The following is a 20,136-nucleotide window of genomic DNA, read 5'->3' as shown; positions in this document are numbered from 1 at the left end:
TTAATTTTGATTTGTTAATTAAAATTATAAATCTTCCCCCTCTCATGCAAGGATACATGAAAAAGTTCATCAATACAGTATCTATTGTATGTATTTATAGAACTTTTTCAACGCATTTCTATTGGTGCTTCAACTCCTATGATGGTAAGTCCGGATGATAAAATATTGATAACAGCTTGTATCAGTCCTAATCTTGCAAAGGATAAATCTTTATCATCAGGCTGAATAAAGCGTAAATTAAAGTCTTCACTCCCCTTATTCCAAAGGGTATGAAAGTTAGAGGCAAGGTCATAGAGATAAAACGCTAATCTATGGGGTTCTTTATGAACGACGGCTTGTTCAATGATACGCGGATATTCAGAAAGTTTGCGTATTAATAGTATTTCATTATCATCTGTTAGTCGATGAAGATAGGGGATCAATGTGTCCTTTGAAAAGCTTTCAATATGAAGTGTTTCTTGTGCTTGACGAAAGACTGAATGACACCGTGCATTGGCATATTGTACATAAAAGATGGGGTTATCTTTTGATTGCTCTGTTACTTTTGCAAAATCAAAATCAAGGGGTGCTTCACACTTACGATATAGCATCATAAAACGCACTGGATCACGACCAACTTCTTCGACAACGTCTCTGAGAGTGACAAAAGATCCTGCTCTTTTTGACATGCGTACAGGTTGACCATTGCGAAAGAGTTTTACCAACTGACATAAGAAAACACTTAATTGGGCTTTATCCCCAGAAATCGCTTTTGCCATGGCTTCTAGCCGTTTTACATAGCCGGCGTGATCTGCACCTAGAATATAAATCATTTCATCAAAATGACGATTAAATTTATCTTGGAAATAAGCGACATCTGCAGCAAAATAAGTGTAAGAGCCATCAGATTTGACTAAAACACGGTCTTGGTCATCACCAACATCTGTTGAACGAAACAAAGTTTGTTCGCTTGGTTCCCAGTCTTCTACATCTTGTCCTTTGGGAGGGGGGGGGGTTCCTTTGTAGATATAACCATTTAAGGTAAGCTCGTTAATGGTGTCACGAATAGCACGAGCATTATCGTCATAAAGCGTTTTCTCAGAGAAAAAGATATCATGATAGATATTAAGAGCAGCCAAATCCTTGCGAATCATGGACATCATTGCATGAATCGCTCGTTCTTTCACGAGAGATAAGGCTTCATCTTTATCCATTGTGAGGAGTTGCTCACCAAACTCTTGAGCCAGCGATTGACCTAATGGTATCAAGTATTCTCCGGGATAGAGCCCTTCTGGGATTTCATCAATTTTTTGTCCAAGTGCTTCGCGATAACGCAATAGCACGGAGTGTGCGAGGACTTCGATTTGTTGACCCGCATCATTGATATAATATTCTTTCGTAATGTTGTAGCCTGTAAATTGCAGCAAATTAGAAAGAACGTCTCCAACAACGGCTCCACGACAGTGTCCTACATGCATGGGGCCTGTTGGGTTTGCTGAGACATATTCAACATTGACACGCTTGCCTTGTCCCATTGGGATACGACCATAAGAAAGGCCTAATTCAAGCATGGATTTTATAGCATCTTGCCAAAATAATTTTGTAAGCTTGATATTTATAAAACCAGGACCGGCAACATCAATATTCTCGATGGAGGAATCATTTTTAAGCAACTCTATAATTTTATCTGCAAGTGCACGGGGACTGAGCCCAACAGATTTTGCAAGCACCATAGCAGCATTGGTTGATAAATGACCATGGGAAGAATCACGTGGGGGATCAACGGTGATTTTTGATAAATCTAGATCTTCTCCATTTTTTCCTTTTATATCAGATAATTCAATTGAACTTTTAATTTTTTTTTCGAAGTTTTTAAAGATATTCATATTGAGCTTCCATGATGATGCCAAAAGCCATTAAACGAAATGATCTTTATGGTCAAATAAACGATGATATTCACGTAGAGCATAGTGATCAGTCATGCCGGAAAGAAAGTCAGCAATCAGACGTGCTAACTCTTGATTTTTTAAGTGCTCTGCTTTTTTGCACCAACTTTCAGGCATTGTATTTGGACTTTCATAATAACAATTGAATAATTTTTGTACAATGCATTTTGCTGCATTGCGACGACTAAGAACTTCTTCGTGGTAATAAAGATTTTTAAAAAGAAAGTTTTTTAGTTCTTTTTCGTAAACGGTCATTGACGGTGAAAAGGTAACAATGGTTTGTTTTGCTTGGTGAATATCGTTTATGCTGGTTGGTTTGATACGTGCTAAATTTTCGTGTGATTGTTTGATAACATCTTCAACCATGGTTGTTATTTGTCTTCGTACAAGTGTATAACCGCGTCGTGCTTGGTCAAGGTGGGGATGTTCCTTTGTTATCTCTTTTAAGATTGCTGTTGTGAGTGAAACGTGTTCAAATTGATCGAGTGTTAAAAATTGCGATCGTAAACCATCATCAATATCATGCGCATTGTATGCGATATCATCTGCAATTGCAGCACATTGTGCTTCTAGTCCTGCAAAACAATCGAGTGCAAGATCTTGCTTTGCATTGTATTCTAAAATATCAGGAGGAACCTCTTTATTCTTCGCGTGAGGACCTAAAAGGGGGCCGTTGTGCTTTACAAGTCCTTCAAGGGTTTCCCATGTAAGGTTGAGACCATCAAAATTAGCATAGCGCTGTTCTAGTTTTGTAACAATGCGTAAGGCTTGTGCATTATGATCGAAGCCACCATAATGAGCCATAGCTTCATTAAGAGCTTCTTCTCCTGCATGGCCGAAAGGTGTGTGCCCAAAATCATGAACAAGAGCAATGGCTTCAGCAAGATCTTCATCAAGACAAAGGGCACGAGCGAGTGTCCGTGCAATTTGAGAAACCTCTATGGAATGGGTGAGGCGGGTACGATAATGATCGCTTTCATCAGCAATAAACACTTGCGTTTTATGTTTAAGACGTCGAAATGCATTAGAATGAATAATACGATCTCTATCGCGTTGAAAAGGTGAGCGTGTAGAGCTCATCATCTCATGGAATAATCGACCGCGGCTTGTTTGCGGATGAGCACTGTAGACGGCTCGAGATTGGTAATTGAAGTTGATCGTGCCTATATCCATTGCAAGCTGTCCATTATCATCTTAAAATTAAGAATAGTTTATGATGAATAAATTTTTCTTTATAGTGTGGGATACTCTTTCTTGATGGTTTTATGCAAGGATATATAAAATGAATGTAAAAATTTCAGATGTGGCTGCTCAGCAAATTGTACAGATACTTTTGCGTGAACCAGAAAAAATAGCATTACGTATTTCTGTTGAAGGCGGTGGGTGTTCTGGTTTTTCTTATAAATATGACTTGGTTTCTGAAATGTGTAAAGATGACCTTGTTCTCAAAAAAGATGGGGCAACAGTACTGATTGATTCACTTTCACTGCCCTTCATGGAAGGAGCTGAGATAGATTTTGTTGATGATCTTATGGGGCAGTCTTTTCAAATCCATAATCCCAATGCTGTTTCATCGTGTGGTTGTGGTGTAAGCTTTTCAATTTGAAAGTAGGAGCTTTGTGATATTGTTTCTTGAAAAAAATATCATGTTGGTCAACAATGTCAAAATGGCTAGTCTTATAAAAATAGTGCACCGATGTGTGCGGTTATGTGTGTTGCTTACTTTATTGTTCTGGAGCCATTGTGCGTTTTGTGAAGAAAAAGGAACAGATCAAGGACAATCACGGAGTTTTATTGTAAAGACTCAAGAGCCAGAAAAAGAGAATTTAGCATCTCAGGCACAGCTCATTTTGAATGCTCAATTAACAAATAGCCGTCAAGATATTGAGAAAGGGCTTATCTGGCGGGTTTATGCCCCTATTCTAGGGATTGATAATAAATTACCCTTAGTGGCAATCTATAAGGGGGGAAGTGCGCGTTTTGATCTTGAGCCTGGAAGGTATCTTGTTCATGTCTCATTTGGTCATATGAGTGCTGTGCGCCAGATTCTTCTAGAAAATGGGCAGCGTCTTGTGAAAAACTTTCACTTTGAGGCAGGTGGTCTTATTTTAAATGCGACACTGCTCAATGGTATCATCAATGAAAAGGAATTACGTTTCACGATTTATGAGGATGAAAAAGAAAATGATGATACGGGGATAGTTTTATCAAATGTGAAGCCTCAATCCGTTGTGCGTTTAAAAGCTGGCCGCTATCATGTTGCTTCCCATTATGGTTCTATTAATGCGACGGCGCGTTCGGATATTCAAGTAGAGGCCGGTAAAGTTACGGAAATTACGCTTGAACATCAAGCAGCTCAAATTGTTTTAAAACTGGTACGACAAGAAGGAGGGGAAGCGCTTGCTGATACAAGTTGGTCTCTTGCCAATGATTCTGGTGATATTGTGTATGAAACCGTTGGTGCTTATGTTTCGCTTGTGTTAGCGGAGGGAGAGTATATTGCCATTGCTAAAAATAAAGATAAAATTTATCAAAAAGTTTTTTCTGTCGTTTCTGGTCATGATGAAGATATAAGTGTGGTGGCGAATGAACAAAATATGCAACGCATTGATGAAGATGCGGATTGATCGTTTTTTATGGGGGTAAACTATGATGAGAGATGAGAAATGGGGGGCATTTTGATTGAAATTTCTACGGTTGGTGTGTTCTTTGCGGGAGCACTCTCTTTTTTATCGCCATGTGTTTTGCCATTAGTTCCTCCTTATTTATGCTATATGGCAGGGGTTGGTATTGATGATTTTCGTTCAGAAAAGCGTGATGAGAAAGTCTTTATACGGTGGGCTTTATTGTCTTGTGTTATGGCTTTTGTTCTGGGGTTTACCACTGTTTTTGTAGCCTTAGGTGCAAGTGCAAGTACAATTGGTAAGTTCATCGGTTATTATCGTGATTGGTTTGCTCTTGCTGCTGGAGTGATTATTATTATTTTTGGTTTAAATTTTTTAGGGCTTTTCAAGATTAACTTTTTATTTCGCGAAGCGCGTTTTCAGACCCATAAAACACCGGCAGGTCTTTTAGGGGCCTATGTTATTGGTTTAGCTTTTGCCTTTGGTTGGACACCGTGTATTGGTCCTATTTTAGGTCCTATTATAACGCTTGCTGGAACAAAAGAAACTGTGGGAGAAGGAGCTATTTTATTAGCGGTCTATGCATTAGGGCTTGCGATTCCTTTTGTGTTGGCAGCTTTATTTTCGAGTCATTTTATGCGATTTTTAGCTGCTTTTCGTATTCATTTAGGAAAAGTTGAAAAAATTATTGGTGTTTTTCTCATTATTACAGGGATTTTGTTTTTAACAGGCTCTATGCAGGACCTTTCATTTTGGCTTTTAGAACATTATCCTTCATTGAGTTATGTTGAAGATATTGGTTTGCACGATATTATAAACTTTTTTGGATTTTCTCATTAGTTTTGTGTGTTTTTATGGTTAGAAGTTGTCTTTCTATTGTTCTTGCAGCAGGTGAGGGGACGCGTATGAAATCGTCTCTGCCTAAGGTGCTTCATAAAATTGCTGGATTGCCTCTTATATGCCATGTTCTAAAACAAATAGAATTGGCAGGATCTTCACAATTGGCTGTTGTTGTAGGATTTGGTGCTCAAGAAGTTACACATGTTGTTCAGTCATTTGTAAAAGATGCGATGATTTTTGAACAAAAAGAGCGTTTAGGAACGGCGCATGCTGTTTTATCGGCTCGTTTAGCTTTGCAAAAGGGAGCAGATGATGTTCTCATTGTTTTTGGGGATACACCTCTCATTCAGCAAGATTCATTGCTGAAAGTTCGTGCTGAACTTGCTGATGGAGCCGATGTTGTTTTTGCAGGCTTTCATACTAAAAGTCCAACAGGTTATGGGCGACTTCTCAAGAAAAATGGTCAATTGATCAAAATTGTAGAAGAAAAAGATGCGAGCAGTGAAGAAAAAAAGATTTCTTTTTGTAATGGGGGGATACTTGCTATGCGTGGAAAACACGCACTTTCTCTTTTAGAGAAGGTTGATAATAACAATAGAAAAAAAGAATATTACTTAACGGATATTGCCTCTCTGGCAACACGTGAAGGACTAGATGTGCGCGTTGTCGAAGTTCCTTTTGAAGATATCGTAGGAACTAACAACTGTCTTGAGCTTTCTGAGGCTGATTCTTTGTGGCAAAAACGTAAGGCGCGCGATTTAATGCGATCAGGTGTGACGCTCTTAAAACCAGAAACAGTCTATTTTTCTTATGATACAGAAATTGAACCAGGGGTGGTGATAGAGCCAAATGTCTATTTTGGATTAGGCGTGAAAGTACACTCTGGTGCTGTTATTCATGCATTTAGTTATCTTGAAGGTGCTGTTGTGGGTCAAGATGCACAGATTGGTCCCTATGCACGTTTGCGTCCTGGAACAGAATTAGCAAAGTCAGTAAAGGTTGGAAATTTTTGTGAAGTCAAACAAGCTAAGATAGGAGAATCTTCTAAAATCAATCATTTAAGTTATATTGGTGATGCTGAAATTGGTGTACATACCAATATTGGAGCCGGTACCATTACGTGCAATTATGATGGATTTAACAAATATAAAACCACGATTGGTGATCATGCTTTTGTTGGATCTAATACGGCACTTGTTTCCCCATTGGTAATAGGGGATGGTTCTTATGTTGCTTCAGGAAGTGTTATTACTGAAAATATTCCTATGAACAGTATGGCTTTTGGGCGTGCACGACAGGTTATAAAAGAGGGCTATGCAATAAAATTTCGGGCGCGCTTGTTAGGGAACAATTTGTCAAAAAACAAACAGAAAAAATGATCATTTTCAGTCTATTTCTGTGTTTTATGCCGATCTAACGATGAGTAAGAGTTTTGCTCTGAGAGATTGCCGTATTCTATGTTTGAATTATTTTATTATTTATCGTTTTAAATAAAGGCTGTTGGATTATTTTATAAAATTTAAATCTTTAAGATGTGGGTTGGAGCTTTTTAATGTGTGGAATTGTTGGAATTCTTGGAAAAAGGTGTGTTATATCTTCTTTAGTGGAAGGATTAAAACGTCTTGAATATAGAGGGTATGATTCATCTGGGGTGGCAACAGTCCATAATGGGCATCTTTCTCGTGTACGCGCTGAGGGAAAGCTTGTTCATTTAGAAGAAAAATTAAAAAAAACACCTCTGGAGGGAAATTTAGGGATTGGCCATACCCGTTGGGCGACGCATGGTGTTGCTGTTGAACGCAATGCGCATCCCCACGTAACGGAAAAGCTTGCGGTTGTTCATAATGGGATTATTGAAAATTTTGTAGAATTGCAAAAAGAACTCATCGAGGATGGTTATATCTTTGAAACAGAAACGGATACGGAAGTTATTGCGCATTTAATAACGCGTGCATTAAAAAGTGGTCTTTCTCCGCAAGAAGCCGTGCGTACCAGTTGGAAAAGATTGCAGGGGGCTTTTACTATTGCTCTTATTTTTGAAGGCGAAGATAACCTTATGATTGCAGCTTGTTCTGGTCCACCGCTGGCCATTGGCTATGGAAAAGATGAATTTTTTGTGGGATCAGATGCTCTTGCTTTGGCACCATTCGTTGATCATATTAGCTATCTAGAAGATGGAGATTGTGCTGTTCTCACACACGAAGGCGTTACAATTTATGACGGAGACAATCAACCCGTAAAACGTCCTGTGACAACCTTACTTGAAGGAGCTTTATTGATTTCTAAGGGAAATCACCGTCATTTTATGCACAAGGAAATGTTTGAGCAACCTGAAGTGATTTCGCATAATTTAGCGCATTATCTTGATCTTGGAAATTATACCGTTCGACCCTCTGAGAATTTTATTGATTGGAAAAATATTCATCGGATTTTTTTCGCAAGTTGTGGAACGGCTTATTATTCAACCTTAGTTGCGCGCTATTGGTTTGAGAAATTTGCCGCTTTAAATGTTGATAATGATGTTGCGTCCGAGTTTCGTTATCGTGAACCCCCTATAACGTCTGATGTGTTATCGCTGTTTGTTTCTCAATCTGGTGAAACAGCTGATACATTGGCTTCTTTGCGATATTGTCGTGAGCAGGGTGTAAAAACAGCAACAATTGTCAATGTTGAGCAATCAACAATGGCAAGGGAAGCTGATTTTATTCTCCCAACACTTGCTGGACCAGAAATTGGGGTTGCCTCAACAAAAGCTTTTACCTGTCAATTGGCAACGCTTGCTTCACTCGCGCTTAGTGCTGGGAAACAACGTGGGCGTCTCTCAGTTCAAATGGAAAAGCAATTGGTTCAACAGTTGGCAGAAGTTCCCCGTATTTTAAATGAGGTCTTAAAATTAGAAGGTAAAATTGAATCTCTTTGTCGTGATTTGGTGAATGTAAAAAGTGTTCTTTATTTGGGACGAGGAACCTCTTATCCGATTGCTTTAGAGGGAGCCCTTAAACTGAAAGAGCTTTCTTATATTCACGCTGAAGGGTATGCGGCGGGTGAGTTGAAACATGGCCCCATTGCTCTGGTGGATGAAACAATACCTGTTATTGTTGTTGCGCCTTATGATCGATGGTTTGAAAAGACTTTTTCTAATATGCAAGAAGTGGTAGCGCGCAATGGTCGTATTATTTTGATCACCGATCAAAAAGGTGCTGAAGCAGCTTGTCTGGACACTTTATCAACAATTACTTTACCAGTTGTTCCAGAATTTATTGCTCCTATTATTTATGTGCTTCCCATTCAATTAATTGCTTATCATACGGCTGTTTTATTGGGAACAGATGTCGATCAGCCACGTAATTTAGCAAAATCAGTCACAGTTGAGTAAAAATAGATTGTGTCTTTCTAAGTTTTTAGAGAATAATTAAGTGTAAAAAATTGATTTATAATGATGGTTTGTTTTTCAATTTTTCTCTGTTGAAAGAGAGCACCAAAGACGAGATTTTTTCATTTAAAATTCTTGATGATAGAATGATGAATATTCTGTCAAAAAACAGATCAGGTGTATGGATATAAGGGTAAAAAGAATGGTAGTAGGTTTCTATTCTAAGAAAGCGCGTACTTTTTCTTATAATATTCACATCTCGTGCAGTTTCATGTTTGAGACACATATTATAGACAGATAAGAGCCCTGTTGGCTGTTGTCTCTTTTGTATGCAAGATAGGAGCAGTGTGTATCCTTTTAGGGGGCATTTTTAAACGGGCAGACAGCCTCATTTGAAGAGAATATAAAGCCATAAAGATCCAAATCAACTTCTATTCTTATCATCACTTTAATTCAGCTTTAAGGCTTTCAAAATCATCTAAAGCAATATTTTTAATAATAGAAATCATGTATTGCTTCACGCTTTGGTTTATTGTCTTTTTTAATAAGGAAATATTTTTCAAGGAAAATAGATCGCTCCAAACAGAATATATTTAGGGGGCATATTCATTCACGCACTTGTTTTAAAGGAACCTCTCCCAAGGTCCCTAAGCCCACATTACGACTGTCGCCTATGAGGTGGTATATCGGAAAATCCATCGAGCACCACCGTCTTTAGGTTTGTGAAGGTGCAAATCAACACCACCACAAACCAGCTCTATTGCGACAGCCTTTGATACGTGAAAGGGGTTATAAGAGGCATTTTTAGTCCTTGTGTAATTTTACCCAAAAAGACAGCCCCGCTTGTGGTATGCAAGAAAACGGTTTTGATTGATTCAATATGGGATAGATTTAAAGTGAGAAAATTCTACGGTATTCAAGCTTCTCATTTAATATAAATAACGTTATATTATTTTTATAAATCAATAGCTTAATCTTTTAATGCAAGCGTAATCCAGATAGGGAGAGGAGATGCTGCTATTGGTTTATTCTTCCTTCATGAAGTATAATGGTGTAGGAATTGCGTTAAGCCATTTATGAGTGATACCAAGAAAGAAAATCATATTTAAAGAGAGAGGTATTTTTATTTTTTCAGAGAGTCTTTGTTATCCTGATCGTAAGAGACGTGTAGCATCATCGTGCCCGAAAAGATAAAGGAGCAATCGTAAAGCTTGTCCTCGCTCAGAAGAAAGATGAGGATCACGTTGTAAAAACAAGCGTGCATCCTTCCTTGCCATTGACAAAAGATCACTGTGAACTGCAAGGTTTGCTATATGAAATTCAGGGACACCAGATTGTTTTGTACCCAAAAGTTCTCCTTCTCCTCGCAAGCGCCAATCTTCTTCAGCAATTTCAAAACCATCTTCTGTGTTGCGGATAATATTCAGGCGTTTTGCTGCTGTTTTAGTCAGTGGATCTTTATAGAGCAAAATGCAGGAAGATTTTTTATCGCCTCGTCCTACACGTCCACGTAATTGGTGCAATTGTGAAAGGCCAAAATGTTCTGCGTGTTCGATGATAATGATCGAGGCATCCGGAATATCCACGCCTACCTCAATAACGGTGGTTGCAACTAAAATACGTGTATTCCCGCATTTAAAAGATTCCATAGCAGCTTCTTTTTCTACTGTAGACATTTTACCATGAATCATGCCGACGCGAGAGCCAAAGCGCTCATGGAGAAAGGCAAAACGGTTTTCAATGGAGGTGAGATCAAGAGAGATTGATTCTTCTACTAAAGGACAAATCCAATAGAGTTTTTCTCCTTTTTCGAGTGCAACGGCGATTCGTTCTATAAGCTCATGAATACGTTTCAAAGAAAGCATTGCTGTCGTAATAGGCTGTCGTCCCCTTGGTTTTTCTGTAATTTTAGAGACATCCATATCACCAAAAGCGGTTAAAACAAGTGTGCGAGGAATGGGGGTTGCGGTCATAACCAGCATATCCGGTTTATAGCCTTTTTCTGTAAGAGCGATACGTTGGTGCACACCAAAACGGTGTTGTTCATCGATAATAGTTAAGGCGAGATTGTTATAAATAACACTGTCTTGTATAAGAGCATGGGTTCCAATGACAATGGATACTTGACCTGATGAAATATCATTCAAGATATTTGTCCGCAATTTTCCTTTTTCTCGTCCAGTTAAAAGCGTTGTTTTTAATCCGATTTTTTCGGCAAGAGGGGTAATGGTGGCAAAATGTTGCCGAGCAAGCACTTCTGTGGGGGCCATTAAAGCTGATTGTCCTGAATTTTCAGCAATTTGTGCCATTGCCATCAGTGCTACGACGGTTTTTCCTGCCCCTACATCACCTTGGAGCAGTCTTAGCATTGGTTCTGGTGAAGCAAGATCATTGGCGATATCCTCGACCGCTTTTATTTGTCCCGTTGTGAGTTGAAAAGGGAGGACATTGAGCAATTTTTTTGTATAAATTCCTGTTGATGGTCGAGAGGTACCAACAAGAGATTTTGTTTTTAAACGCACAAGGCCTAGAGCTAATTGACAGGCAAGCAGTTCATCATAGGCAAGACGTTTTCGTGCTGTACTATCTAAAGATAGATCATCAGGATTAATGGGCGCATGGATACGGCGTAAGGCAACAGAAAAAGAAGAAAAATTCTGCTGCTTTTTAACATTTTCGTCTATCCATTCTGGGATGAAAGGAATAGAATCAAGAGCGTTTTGTACGGCGCGTCTTAGTGTTTTTGTCGATAGTCCGGCGGTGGAGGGATAAACAGCTTCGATGAGAGGAATCTGATTTGATTGTTCGCTTGGAGCCATATAGTCAGGATGGACCATTGAGAGTTGCTCGTTAAACCATTCAACTTTTCCTGATACAATAATTTTTTTTCCCTCGGGGAGTTGTTTTTTGAGCCAAAGAGGCTGAGCATGAAAAAAAACTAAATTTACTTTTCCTGTTTCATCATGGGCGCTAACACGATAGGGGATTTTGTTATGTCCACGGGGTGGTGGTTGATGTTGATCGATGACAATTTCGAGCGTAACAATCTCTCCTTCTTTTGCATAAGCAATGCTGGGACGCCTTCTACGATCTATCACAGAATGGGGCATTAATTGAAGAAGATCAATAAGGGTTGCTTCACGTTGTGTAGGATTAACATTTAAAAGTTTTGTCAATAAGCCATAGATTCTAGGTGTAATACCAGAGAGCGTTCGGATAGAATTAAAAAGAGGAATAAGAAGACTTGGAGGCATGAGGAAATTTAATCTGCTCCTTTTGTTTTTTCTAGACCTTTCAAAGAGCCTCTTGGGGATAAAGTCATAAAGAGGAGTTTTTTTATACATTAAGTTTTAGAAAGAAAAATTAATATTTAAAGAGAAATATAATAAAAGAATACAAAAACAGAAAAAGAATGCAAAAATTAAAGTTCTTATATAAATCATCTATATTTTTCTTTTTATTTTAAGCGTTTATTTGCTGTGAATAGAAGCATTTTCTTGATAGAACTCTCTTATAAATATTAATAAAATTGAAACATTTTTCCTATGTGGAATGATGAATTTATTGCTTTAAAGTTATGGTAACTTAAAGGTGTTTCTTTAAAGAGTGCAGTGCTGTTTGGCGTTTATTTTGTAGTGGAAAATTGTGAGAGTGAAAAAAGATAAAAATAAAATGCAAGAATATAAAAATTCTCTTCCTCGCTTTATTCATTTGAGAGTGCATTCAGCTTATTCCTTGCTCGAAGGGGCTTTAAAAATCCCACAAATTATTCAACAGACGATTTCAGATCATGCACCAGCGGTTGCTATTACTGATACCAATAATTTATTTGGTGCTTTGGAATTTTCACAACATTGTCTTTCTCATGGGGTTCAACCTATTATTGGTTGTCAGCTTAACGTTGACTTTTGTGATGAAAATGATCATTCACGTTTGGTTAAAGGACGGAATCCGTCTGATTTTTGTTCTATGGTTCTATTGGCAGCTAATGAGACCGGTTATGCTCATTTGGTTCGCCTTGTGAGCCGTGCTTATCTTGATAAATGTGATACTGATCCTCCTCATATTAAAGCGGATTGGTTATCGGCGCATAGTGAAGGCATCATCGCTTTAACGGGCGGCAAGGGAGGACCCATTAATCTTTCTTTGGCAGAAGAGAAAAAAGAACGTGCTGTTGAGCGTTTAATTTATTTGAAAAAAATTTTTACTGATCGTCTTTATATAGAATTACAACGGCATGGTTCTTATGACCGCAGAATAGAGGCTGGTCTTATTGAATTAGCTTATGCGCATGACATCCCCCTTGTTGCAACGAATGAAGCTTTTTTTCTGAAGAGAGAAGGATATGAGGCGCATGATGCGTTAATGGCTGTTGCAGAAGGACAAATTGTCTCTAATCCAGAGCGAAAACGAGTGACGCCAGATCATTATTTGAAGTCCCAAGATGAAATGGTAAAACTGTTTTCTGATCTCCCAGAAGCTTTAGAAAATAGCGTTGAAATTGCCTTACGTTGTCATATTGCTTCTCCCATCCGAAATCCGATATTGCCTCGCTTTATAGAACAATCTACTGATTCACAAATTACTTTAAAGGTAGAAGATAATGAATTGTTAAATCAAGCTAAAGCTGGTTTAAAAATGCGTCTTGAAACAATTGGATTAGCTGAAGGCTATACCGTTGCAGATTATGAGCAGCGGCTTGATTATGAAGTTTCAGTTATTACACGGATGCAATTTTCTGGATATTTTCTTATCGTTTCAGATTTCATAAAATGGGCAAAGGCTCATGATATTCCTGTTGGTCCAGGGCGGGGCTCTGGGGCTGGTTCACTTGTTGCTTATGCTTTGACGATCACTGATGTTGATCCATTGCGTTTTTCTCTTCTCTTTGAACGTTTTCTCAATCCAGATCGTGTTTCAATGCCAGATTTTGATATCGATTTTTGTCAAGATCGTCGCGAAGAAGTTATTCAATATGTTCAAAAAAAATATGGACGTGATCAAGTTGCTCAAATTATTACCTTTGGTAAATTACAAGCACGCGCAGTTTTACGCGATATAGGGCGTGTTTTAGAAGTTCCTTATCGTCAGGTGGATTATCTGACAAAACTCATTCCTGCTACGCCAGGAAGTCAGGTGGAATTGGCTGATGCGATTAAGGATGAACCGAAATTTGAAGAGGAAAAGAAAAAAGATCCGCTCATAGGACGTGTATTAGATATAGCCCTTCAATTGGAGGGACTTTATCGTCACGCTTCCACGCATGCTGCTGGGATTGTCATCGGAGATCGTCCCCTTTGGGAGCTTGTCCCGATGTATCGCGATCCTCGTTCTGATATGCCTGTTACACAATTTAACATGAAATATGTTGAACAGGCAGGATTGGTAAAATTTGATTTTCTGGGATTAAAAACGCTTACTGTTTTGAAAATGGCCGTTGATTTTGTTGCTAGACAAGGGATCAAAATAGATTTGTCAAATATTCCTCTCAATGATGAAGTAACCTACGCTATGATGGCGCGTGGTGAAACGGTTGGTGTGTTTCAGGTGGAAAGTTCTGGTATGCGCAAGGCGCTGATTGGAATGAAGCCAGATCGTATTGAAGATATTATTGCGTTGGTTGCACTTTATCGTCCTGGTCCAATGGAGAATATTCCAACCTATAATGCACGCAAACACGGAGAAGAGGAAATAGCTTCTATTCATCCTAAAATAGATCATCTGATTAAAGAAACACAAGGGGTTATTGTGTATCAAGAGCAGGTGATGCAAATTGCTCAGGTGCTGGCTGGTTATTCGCTTGGAGAAGCTGATTTATTACGTCGTGCTATGGGGAAAAAAATTCACGCAGAAATGCAAAAGCAACGTACGCGTTTTGTCAATGGAGCTGTTGCTGGTGGTGTTGATAAAGAGCAAGCTGATATTATTTTTGATCTTTTAGCAAAATTTGCCGATTACGGATTTAATAAATCACATGCTGCTGCTTATGCCATTGTTTCTTATCAAACAGCTTATATGAAAGCTAATTATCCCGTTGAGTTTTTAGCTGCTTCAATGACATATGATATGACGAATACGGATAAGCTCAATGATTTTCGGCGTGAAGCATTAAGGTTGGGTATTGAAGTTATTGCACCTTCTATACAAACATCTCATCGTGTTTTTGAGGTTGGTGATAACTGTATTTATTATTCTCTTGCAGCCATTAAAGGGGTGGGAGAAACGGTTGTTGATCATATCGTTGCAAGTCGTGGGAAACAGACTTTTAAGGACTTGGAAGATTTTTGTGCGCGTGTTGATCCTCGGATTGTCAATAAGCGTGCGATGGAAAGTTTAGTTTGTGCCGGCGCTTTTGATTGTTTTAACATTGCACGTGAGGTTTTATTAGCTAATCTTGGAACGCTTCATGCACGGGCACTTCGTATTCTCGATGATAATTCGAGCGGGCAGGTTGATATATTTGGAATGGTAGGTGGGTTAAGAGAACCTTTGATTTTATCACAAACCACTCCTTGGTTGCTGGCTGAAAAGCTTTATCGAGAATTTCAAGCAATAGGTTTTTATTTTTCAGCGCATCCATTGGATGAGTATCAAGCTATTCTTGCCAAAAAACGTGTTCAGACTTGGAGTGATTTTTCCAATGCCGTTAAAGGAGGAGCAACGGCTGCAAGGCTTGCTGGAACCGTTGTGGCAAAAAATGTGCGAAAAACAAAATCAGGTAAAAAGATGGGAATCATTCATTTTTCTGATGCAAGTGGACAATATGAGGCGGTTCTTTTTTCTGAAGCACTCTCGGATTATGAAGAAATGTTAGAACCCGGAAAATCTTTTATTGTTACGGTGAGTGCAGAAAATCGCTCTGAAGGGGTTAGTTTGCGAATTGAGACAATTCAATCTTTGGAAAAGGAAGCATTACAGCAGCATAAAATGATGCGTCTTTTTATAAAAACAGTTGATATGCTTCCACAAATTGAACAAAATTTAAACCTTGGAGGGAATGGAGAGGTTGGGATTATATTAATTCAGGAAGACGGATTGCGAGAAGTCGAAATTGCGCTTCCCAAGCGATATAAAGTAAATTCACATGTCGCCAATGCTATGAAGTTGATTCAGGGTGTTGTTGATGTTGAATTGAGTTAAAGAAGGGTACTGATTTTAAGTGGTATCTTTATTTAGAGAGCTAGAAACTGTTTTTTTTAATCGAAAAGGTGATTTCGAAAGATCTTTCTGTTATTTGAGATAAATGATGATGAACTTTTAGTGTCATAAAGCTCAAAAATCTCTTTCCTTGATAATATTCAAAGGATTAGAAGAATTTTATAAGTTTTTATTATGGTTTTTTATGGAATTCATCGCATCATACATATAAAGCCAATTGAGATTTGACATAATGCTCTCTGATGTACGAATTTTCATCATGAGGTTACGGGCTATTGCTATGGGACCGGTTGCATGATAAACAAATTTGTTGAAATCTCCGCGTTTTTTTACTGCTTCAATACGGGGGATGCGTATTGTTTCGTAAAGCGAAAGTGCTTTGGTTAATGAAAAATCTTTCAATGAAAGAGCTTCTGCTAATGTGGCAGAGTCTTCAATTGCCATAGCAGCACCTTGCGCTGCAAAAGGTAGAGCTGCATGTGCACAATCGCCAACAAATACTTGTCTTTCTAAGCCTACAAAGCGATTTTGTTTCATGTAAAAGAGCGGCCAATATCTCCATTCATCAATATGATCAAAGATTTGTAAGATTTTTGAATTCCAGCCCTTAAAAAGAGCTTTGAGTTTTTCTTTATCACCTTTATGGGCCCATCCTTCTTTTGAATTTTCTCCATTTGTGATAGCAACAAAATTAAAAATTTTTTCTGATTCTTGAATGGGATAGACAACAAGATGATTATTGGGTCCCATCCAAGCTGTGATCGTCTTCATATTTTGCAACGAAGAACGAAAGTTTTGAGGAAAATTATCAAATGCTGTTGTTGCACGCCAAGCAATAAAGCCACTAAAAGTTGCTTTTTCATGAAAAGGAGATTGTTGCCGTAATGTTGACCAAACGCCATCACATCCGATCAGGAGGGGCGTTGAATAAAGCTGTTCTATTCCTGTATCTGTTTTGATTGTCGTTATTTTAATGTCTGTTGCGGATTGGGTAGAAGAGATAATCGTTTCACCTGCTTTGTATTTGATCAAAGGATTTTCAATCACGGCGTTGTATAAAATTTTTTGTAAAGCAGCACGATGAATTGTTATATAAGGGGCTTTCCAATATTTTTCTGTTAGATTGATAAGCGGAGCACGTAGACGTATTTTAAAAGATACGCCATCTTTTAACTCAAGAAAATGTGGGATTGTTGCAGCTTCAGTAAGTTTATTAAGAAGTTCCCAGCGTGTGAGAATAGATGTTGCATTTGGAGTCAGTTGAATACCAGCGCCTACAGTTTCAAGTTTCTTACACTTTTCAATAATGGTACTCGCGATTCCTTTATGAGCAAGCGCTAAAGCAGTACTTAAACCAGCAATTCCCCCTCCAACGATGATAGGTGATGAGTCCACAAATGATTTCATATTAAACAAGCAGAATTAAAAGGGTGTTAGAAAAGCCTAAAGAACCTATTATAATTGCTTGTCTGGTTGGTATAAACATCCTGTTGGGTTTGTTTGATCGTACGAGAGTGAGGGAACATAACGATAAAGTGTTGAGCAATAAGGGCAGACTTTTTCATCAGCTGCTCCCATGTCGATAAAGATATGGGGATGATCGAATGGTTGTGTAGCGCCCACACACATAAATTCTTTTACACCAATTTCGATTGTTTTACATCCAAGGTCATTTTGGAAATGGGGAATATTATGATCAGCCATGGTGTGCACACTCCAGAATAAATTATTTCATTAAGCATGATGAAGTTCTTCTATTTTACAAGTACGAGTCTGTAATAAAGCTTATAATAATGCAAGATGCTTTTTAAGACAAATTTCCCCTCTTTTATGCTATATTAGAGTAGTTATCGTACTTTTAGCGCTTTGCGTATGGAGGGAATTTTAAGTATTTTAAAATATCAAATGCTAACATGATGAGAAAAATTAAGCATTAATGTGTTCGTATGATGATAACATATTATAAAATATTATGTGAGATATTTCCTAAAGGCTTTTTAAAAGCATAAAAGAAGATTAATGAGAATATATGGAACAGAGGGTAGCAGATAAAATTTCTATATCGAATTTAACAATGAAAAATCCGGCACGGTTTATTAATCGAGAGTTTTCATGGTTACAATTTAATAATCGTGTTTTGATGGAAGCAGCTAATCCAAAACATCCTTTACTAGAGCGGCTACAATTTCTTTCGATTTCAGCGACAAATCTTGATGAGTTTTTTATGGTTCGTGTCGCTGGTCTTGCGGCTCAAGTTCGTGCTCATGTTACAACGTGCAGTGCAGATGGGCATACTCCACAGGAACAACTTGATATTGTATTAGCTGAGATTTCAAAGTTGCAGGCTCGCCAACTACAGGAATTGAATATTTTACGTGAAGAATTTAAAAAGAATGATATTGAAATTATTTGTTCTGATGATCTGTCAGAAATTGAAAAGTCGTGGCTTGAAAAATATTTTCTTGAGAAAATCTTTCCTGTTCTCAAACCTTTGCCTATTGATTCTATACAGCCTTTTCCCTTTATTCCTAATTTAGGATTATCTCTTGCGCTTCAATTATCTGGAGGGGCGGATCAACACTCATGTACAATGTTATTGCCCATTTCAATGCTTTTGAGGCGTTTTATTCTTCTTCCCTCAAAGGATAATCATTTTCGTTTTATTGCATCTGAAGATGTTATTTGTTTATTTATCAAATATCTATTTCCTCACTATGAGGTTAATGGAATGGGTACATTTAGAGTGATTAGGGATAGTGATATTGAAGTAGAAGAAGAAGCTGAAGATCTTGTTCACTTTTTTGAAACAGCTCTTAAAAGGCGAAGACGTGGGCAGGTTATTCGAATTGAGTTTGACACAAAAATGCCAGAAAATTTGCGTCAATTTATAGCAAATTGTCTTGCTGTTCCTGATAATTGTCTTAATGTTCTTGATGGGTATTTAGCGCTTAATATGGTCTCAGAGATTATTACGATTCCTCGTGATGATCTCAAGTTTACTCCTTATGTTTCTCGTGTTCCGGAACGTATTCGTAAACATAATGGGGATTGTTTTGCAGCTATTCGTGAAAATGATATTGTGATCCATCACCCTTATGAAACATTTGATATTGTTGTTCAATTTTTACGTCAAGCGGCCTGCGATCCTGATGTTATAGAAATCAAACAAACTCTTTATCGGACATCAAATGATAGTCCAATTGTTAGTGCTCTGATTGAAGCTGCTAAACAAGGAAAGTCTGTGACTGCTTTGGTAGAAGTTAAAGCACGTTTTGATGAGGAAGCCAATATTCGTTGGGCACGAGATCTGGAGTGTGCTGGCGTTCAAGTTATTTTTGGTTTTATTGCTTTAAAAACACATGCCAAGATGTCTCTGGTTGTGAGATGTGAAGGAAAACGTCTTTGTTCTTATGTTCATCTTGGAACAGGAAATTATCATCCTGTTAACGCTAAAACTTATACGGATCTTTCTTTTTTTTCTACGGATAATGATATCGCTCATGATGTTGCATTATTATTTAATTATATCGCGCGATATGAGCGTCCAAATGAGGTAAAGAAAATTGCTTTTTCACCCTTAACATTGCGTGGTCGTATCTTAGAGCATATTGAAGGAGAAATTGCTCATGCACAACAAGGAAAATGTGCTGCTATTTGGATGAAAGTAAACGCATTGGTTGATCCTGAAATTATTGATGCTTTATATCATGCGAGTCAAGCAGGGGTACAGATTGATTTGGTGGTGCGGGGGATATGTTGTTTACGTCCTCGTATTCCAGGAGTTTCGGATAATATTCGTGTAAAATCAATCGTAGGGCGTTTTCTTGAACATAGTCGCATTTTTTGTTTTGGGAATGGTCAAGATTTGCCTAATGAAAATGCCTTTGTTTACTTCGGCTCTGCTGATATGATGCCTCGTAATCTAGACTACCGGATTGAAATATTGGTTCCAGTTTTTAATAAAATGGTGCGGCAGCAGATTCTTTTACAAATTATGGTGGCTAATCTCATTGATAATCAACAAAGCTTTGCTATACTCAAAAACGGAACATCAAAACGTATCACACCGCAGAGAGGTGAAAGTCCGTTTAATGCGCAGGAGTATTTTATGGCCAATACAGGGTTTTCGGGGATAAATAAGTCTTTTGAATCTTCGATTTCGCGCTTGGTTGCATTGCATCGGCAACAAGCTGAAATGCATAAAGACTGAAGTCCA

General features: G+C 38.1%; 12 protein-coding genes. 7 read left to right on the top strand and 5 right to left on the bottom strand.

Features of this window, described 5'->3' with window-relative positions:
• Positions 1–107: 107 nt before the first annotated feature.
• Together argS and AC6ER9_RS08785 are read right to left on the bottom strand one after the other, a co-directional pair.
• Positions 108–1,865 (bottom strand): arginine--tRNA ligase, encoded by a 1,758-nt coding sequence (gene argS / locus AC6ER9_RS08790; protein ID WP_497074335.1) that lies wholly within the window; start codon positions 1,863–1,865, stop codon positions 108–110.
• A 30-nt stretch (positions 1,866–1,895) separates the two neighbouring features.
• Positions 1,896–3,098 carry a deoxyguanosinetriphosphate triphosphohydrolase gene (locus AC6ER9_RS08785; RefSeq protein ID WP_497074334.1) on the bottom strand — a complete coding sequence of 401 codons (1,203 nt, stop codon included), beginning with the start codon at positions 3,096–3,098 and terminating at the stop codon, positions 1,896–1,898.
• A 109-nt stretch (positions 3,099–3,207) separates the two neighbouring features.
• Here AC6ER9_RS08785 and AC6ER9_RS08780 point away from each other — a divergent pair, with 109 nt between their 5' ends.
• From AC6ER9_RS08780 to glmS, 5 genes are all read left to right on the top strand, one after another.
• Positions 3,208–3,531, top strand: a complete 324-nt coding sequence (locus AC6ER9_RS08780) for a HesB/IscA family protein (protein ID WP_497074333.1) — start codon at positions 3,208–3,210, stop codon at positions 3,529–3,531.
• Between the two features lie 13 nt (positions 3,532–3,544).
• Positions 3,545–4,552 carry an RgsD C-terminal domain-containing protein gene (locus AC6ER9_RS08775; RefSeq protein ID WP_497074332.1) on the top strand — a complete coding sequence of 336 codons (1,008 nt, stop codon included), beginning with the start codon at positions 3,545–3,547 and terminating at the stop codon, positions 4,550–4,552.
• Between the two features lie 48 nt (positions 4,553–4,600).
• Positions 4,601–5,389, top strand: a complete 789-nt coding sequence (locus tag AC6ER9_RS08770) for a cytochrome c biogenesis CcdA family protein (RefSeq protein ID WP_497075345.1) — start codon at positions 4,601–4,603, stop codon at positions 5,387–5,389.
• 14 nt (positions 5,390–5,403) lie between these two features.
• Complete coding sequence (gene glmU, locus AC6ER9_RS08765) at positions 5,404–6,768, top strand: bifunctional UDP-N-acetylglucosamine diphosphorylase/glucosamine-1-phosphate N-acetyltransferase GlmU (protein ID WP_497074331.1); 1,365 nt, start codon at positions 5,404–5,406, stop codon at positions 6,766–6,768.
• Positions 6,769–6,941: 173 nt separating this feature from the next.
• Positions 6,942–8,765, top strand: a complete 1,824-nt coding sequence (gene glmS / locus AC6ER9_RS08760; RefSeq protein WP_497074330.1) for a glutamine--fructose-6-phosphate transaminase (isomerizing) — start codon at positions 6,942–6,944, stop codon at positions 8,763–8,765.
• A 1,142-nt stretch (positions 8,766–9,907) separates the two neighbouring features.
• On the opposite strand, the gene recG is transcribed toward glmS, so the two are convergent.
• Complete coding sequence (gene recG, locus AC6ER9_RS08755) at positions 9,908–12,016, bottom strand: ATP-dependent DNA helicase RecG (RefSeq protein WP_497074329.1); 2,109 nt, start codon at positions 12,014–12,016, stop codon at positions 9,908–9,910.
• A 397-nt stretch (positions 12,017–12,413) separates the two neighbouring features.
• Here recG and dnaE point away from each other — a divergent pair, with 397 nt between their 5' ends.
• Complete coding sequence (gene dnaE, locus AC6ER9_RS08750; RefSeq protein WP_497074328.1) at positions 12,414–15,902, top strand: DNA polymerase III subunit alpha; 3,489 nt, start codon at positions 12,414–12,416, stop codon at positions 15,900–15,902.
• Between the two features lie 177 nt (positions 15,903–16,079).
• Here the strand turns inward: dnaE and AC6ER9_RS08745 are convergent, their stop codons facing one another.
• A complete protein-coding gene (locus AC6ER9_RS08745; RefSeq protein ID WP_497074327.1) occupies positions 16,080–17,327 on the bottom strand; it encodes an FAD-binding protein in 1,248 nt (415 codons plus the stop codon).
• 48 nt (positions 17,328–17,375) lie between these two features.
• Entirely contained in the window at positions 17,376–17,624 is a 249-nt protein-coding gene (locus tag AC6ER9_RS08740; RefSeq protein ID WP_497074326.1) for a zinc-finger domain-containing protein, read from the bottom strand.
• Positions 17,625–17,949: 325 nt separating this feature from the next.
• Here AC6ER9_RS08740 and AC6ER9_RS08735 point away from each other — a divergent pair, with 325 nt between their 5' ends.
• Entirely contained in the window at positions 17,950–20,130 is a 2,181-nt protein-coding gene (locus AC6ER9_RS08735; RefSeq protein WP_497074325.1) for an RNA degradosome polyphosphate kinase, read from the top strand.
• Positions 20,131–20,136 lie beyond the last annotated feature (6 nt).

This window comes from Bartonella sp. SL317 (genome assembly GCF_059687655.1).
The sequence above is the reverse complement of the archived record's forward strand: the minus strand, read 5'-3'. Positions and strand labels throughout refer to the sequence as shown.

What these genes read in the sequence shown, in the direction of transcription:
- glmS (WP_497074330.1), top strand. Translation starts at nt 6,942, where the DNA reads ATGTGTGGAATTGTTGGAATTCTTGGAAAAAGGTGTGTTATATCTTCT.
- AC6ER9_RS08735 (WP_497074325.1), top strand. Translation starts at nt 17,950, where the DNA reads ATGGAACAGAGGGTAGCAGATAAAATTTCTATATCGAATTTAACAATG.
- recG (WP_497074329.1), bottom strand. Translation starts at nt 12,016, where the DNA reads ATGCCTCCAAGTCTTCTTATTCCTCTTTTTAATTCTATCCGAACGCTC.
- AC6ER9_RS08785 (WP_497074334.1), bottom strand. Translation starts at nt 3,098, where the DNA reads ATGGATATAGGCACGATCAACTTCAATTACCAATCTCGAGCCGTCTAC.
- AC6ER9_RS08740 (WP_497074326.1), bottom strand. Translation starts at nt 17,624, where the DNA reads ATGGCTGATCATAATATTCCCCATTTCCAAAATGACCTTGGATGTAAA.
- AC6ER9_RS08745 (WP_497074327.1), bottom strand. Translation starts at nt 17,327, where the DNA reads ATGAAATCATTTGTGGACTCATCACCTATCATCGTTGGAGGGGGAATT.
- argS (WP_497074335.1), bottom strand. Translation starts at nt 1,865, where the DNA reads ATGAATATCTTTAAAAACTTCGAAAAAAAAATTAAAAGTTCAATTGAA.
- AC6ER9_RS08780 (WP_497074333.1), top strand. Translation starts at nt 3,208, where the DNA reads ATGAATGTAAAAATTTCAGATGTGGCTGCTCAGCAAATTGTACAGATA.
- glmU (WP_497074331.1), top strand. Translation starts at nt 5,404, where the DNA reads ATGGTTAGAAGTTGTCTTTCTATTGTTCTTGCAGCAGGTGAGGGGACG.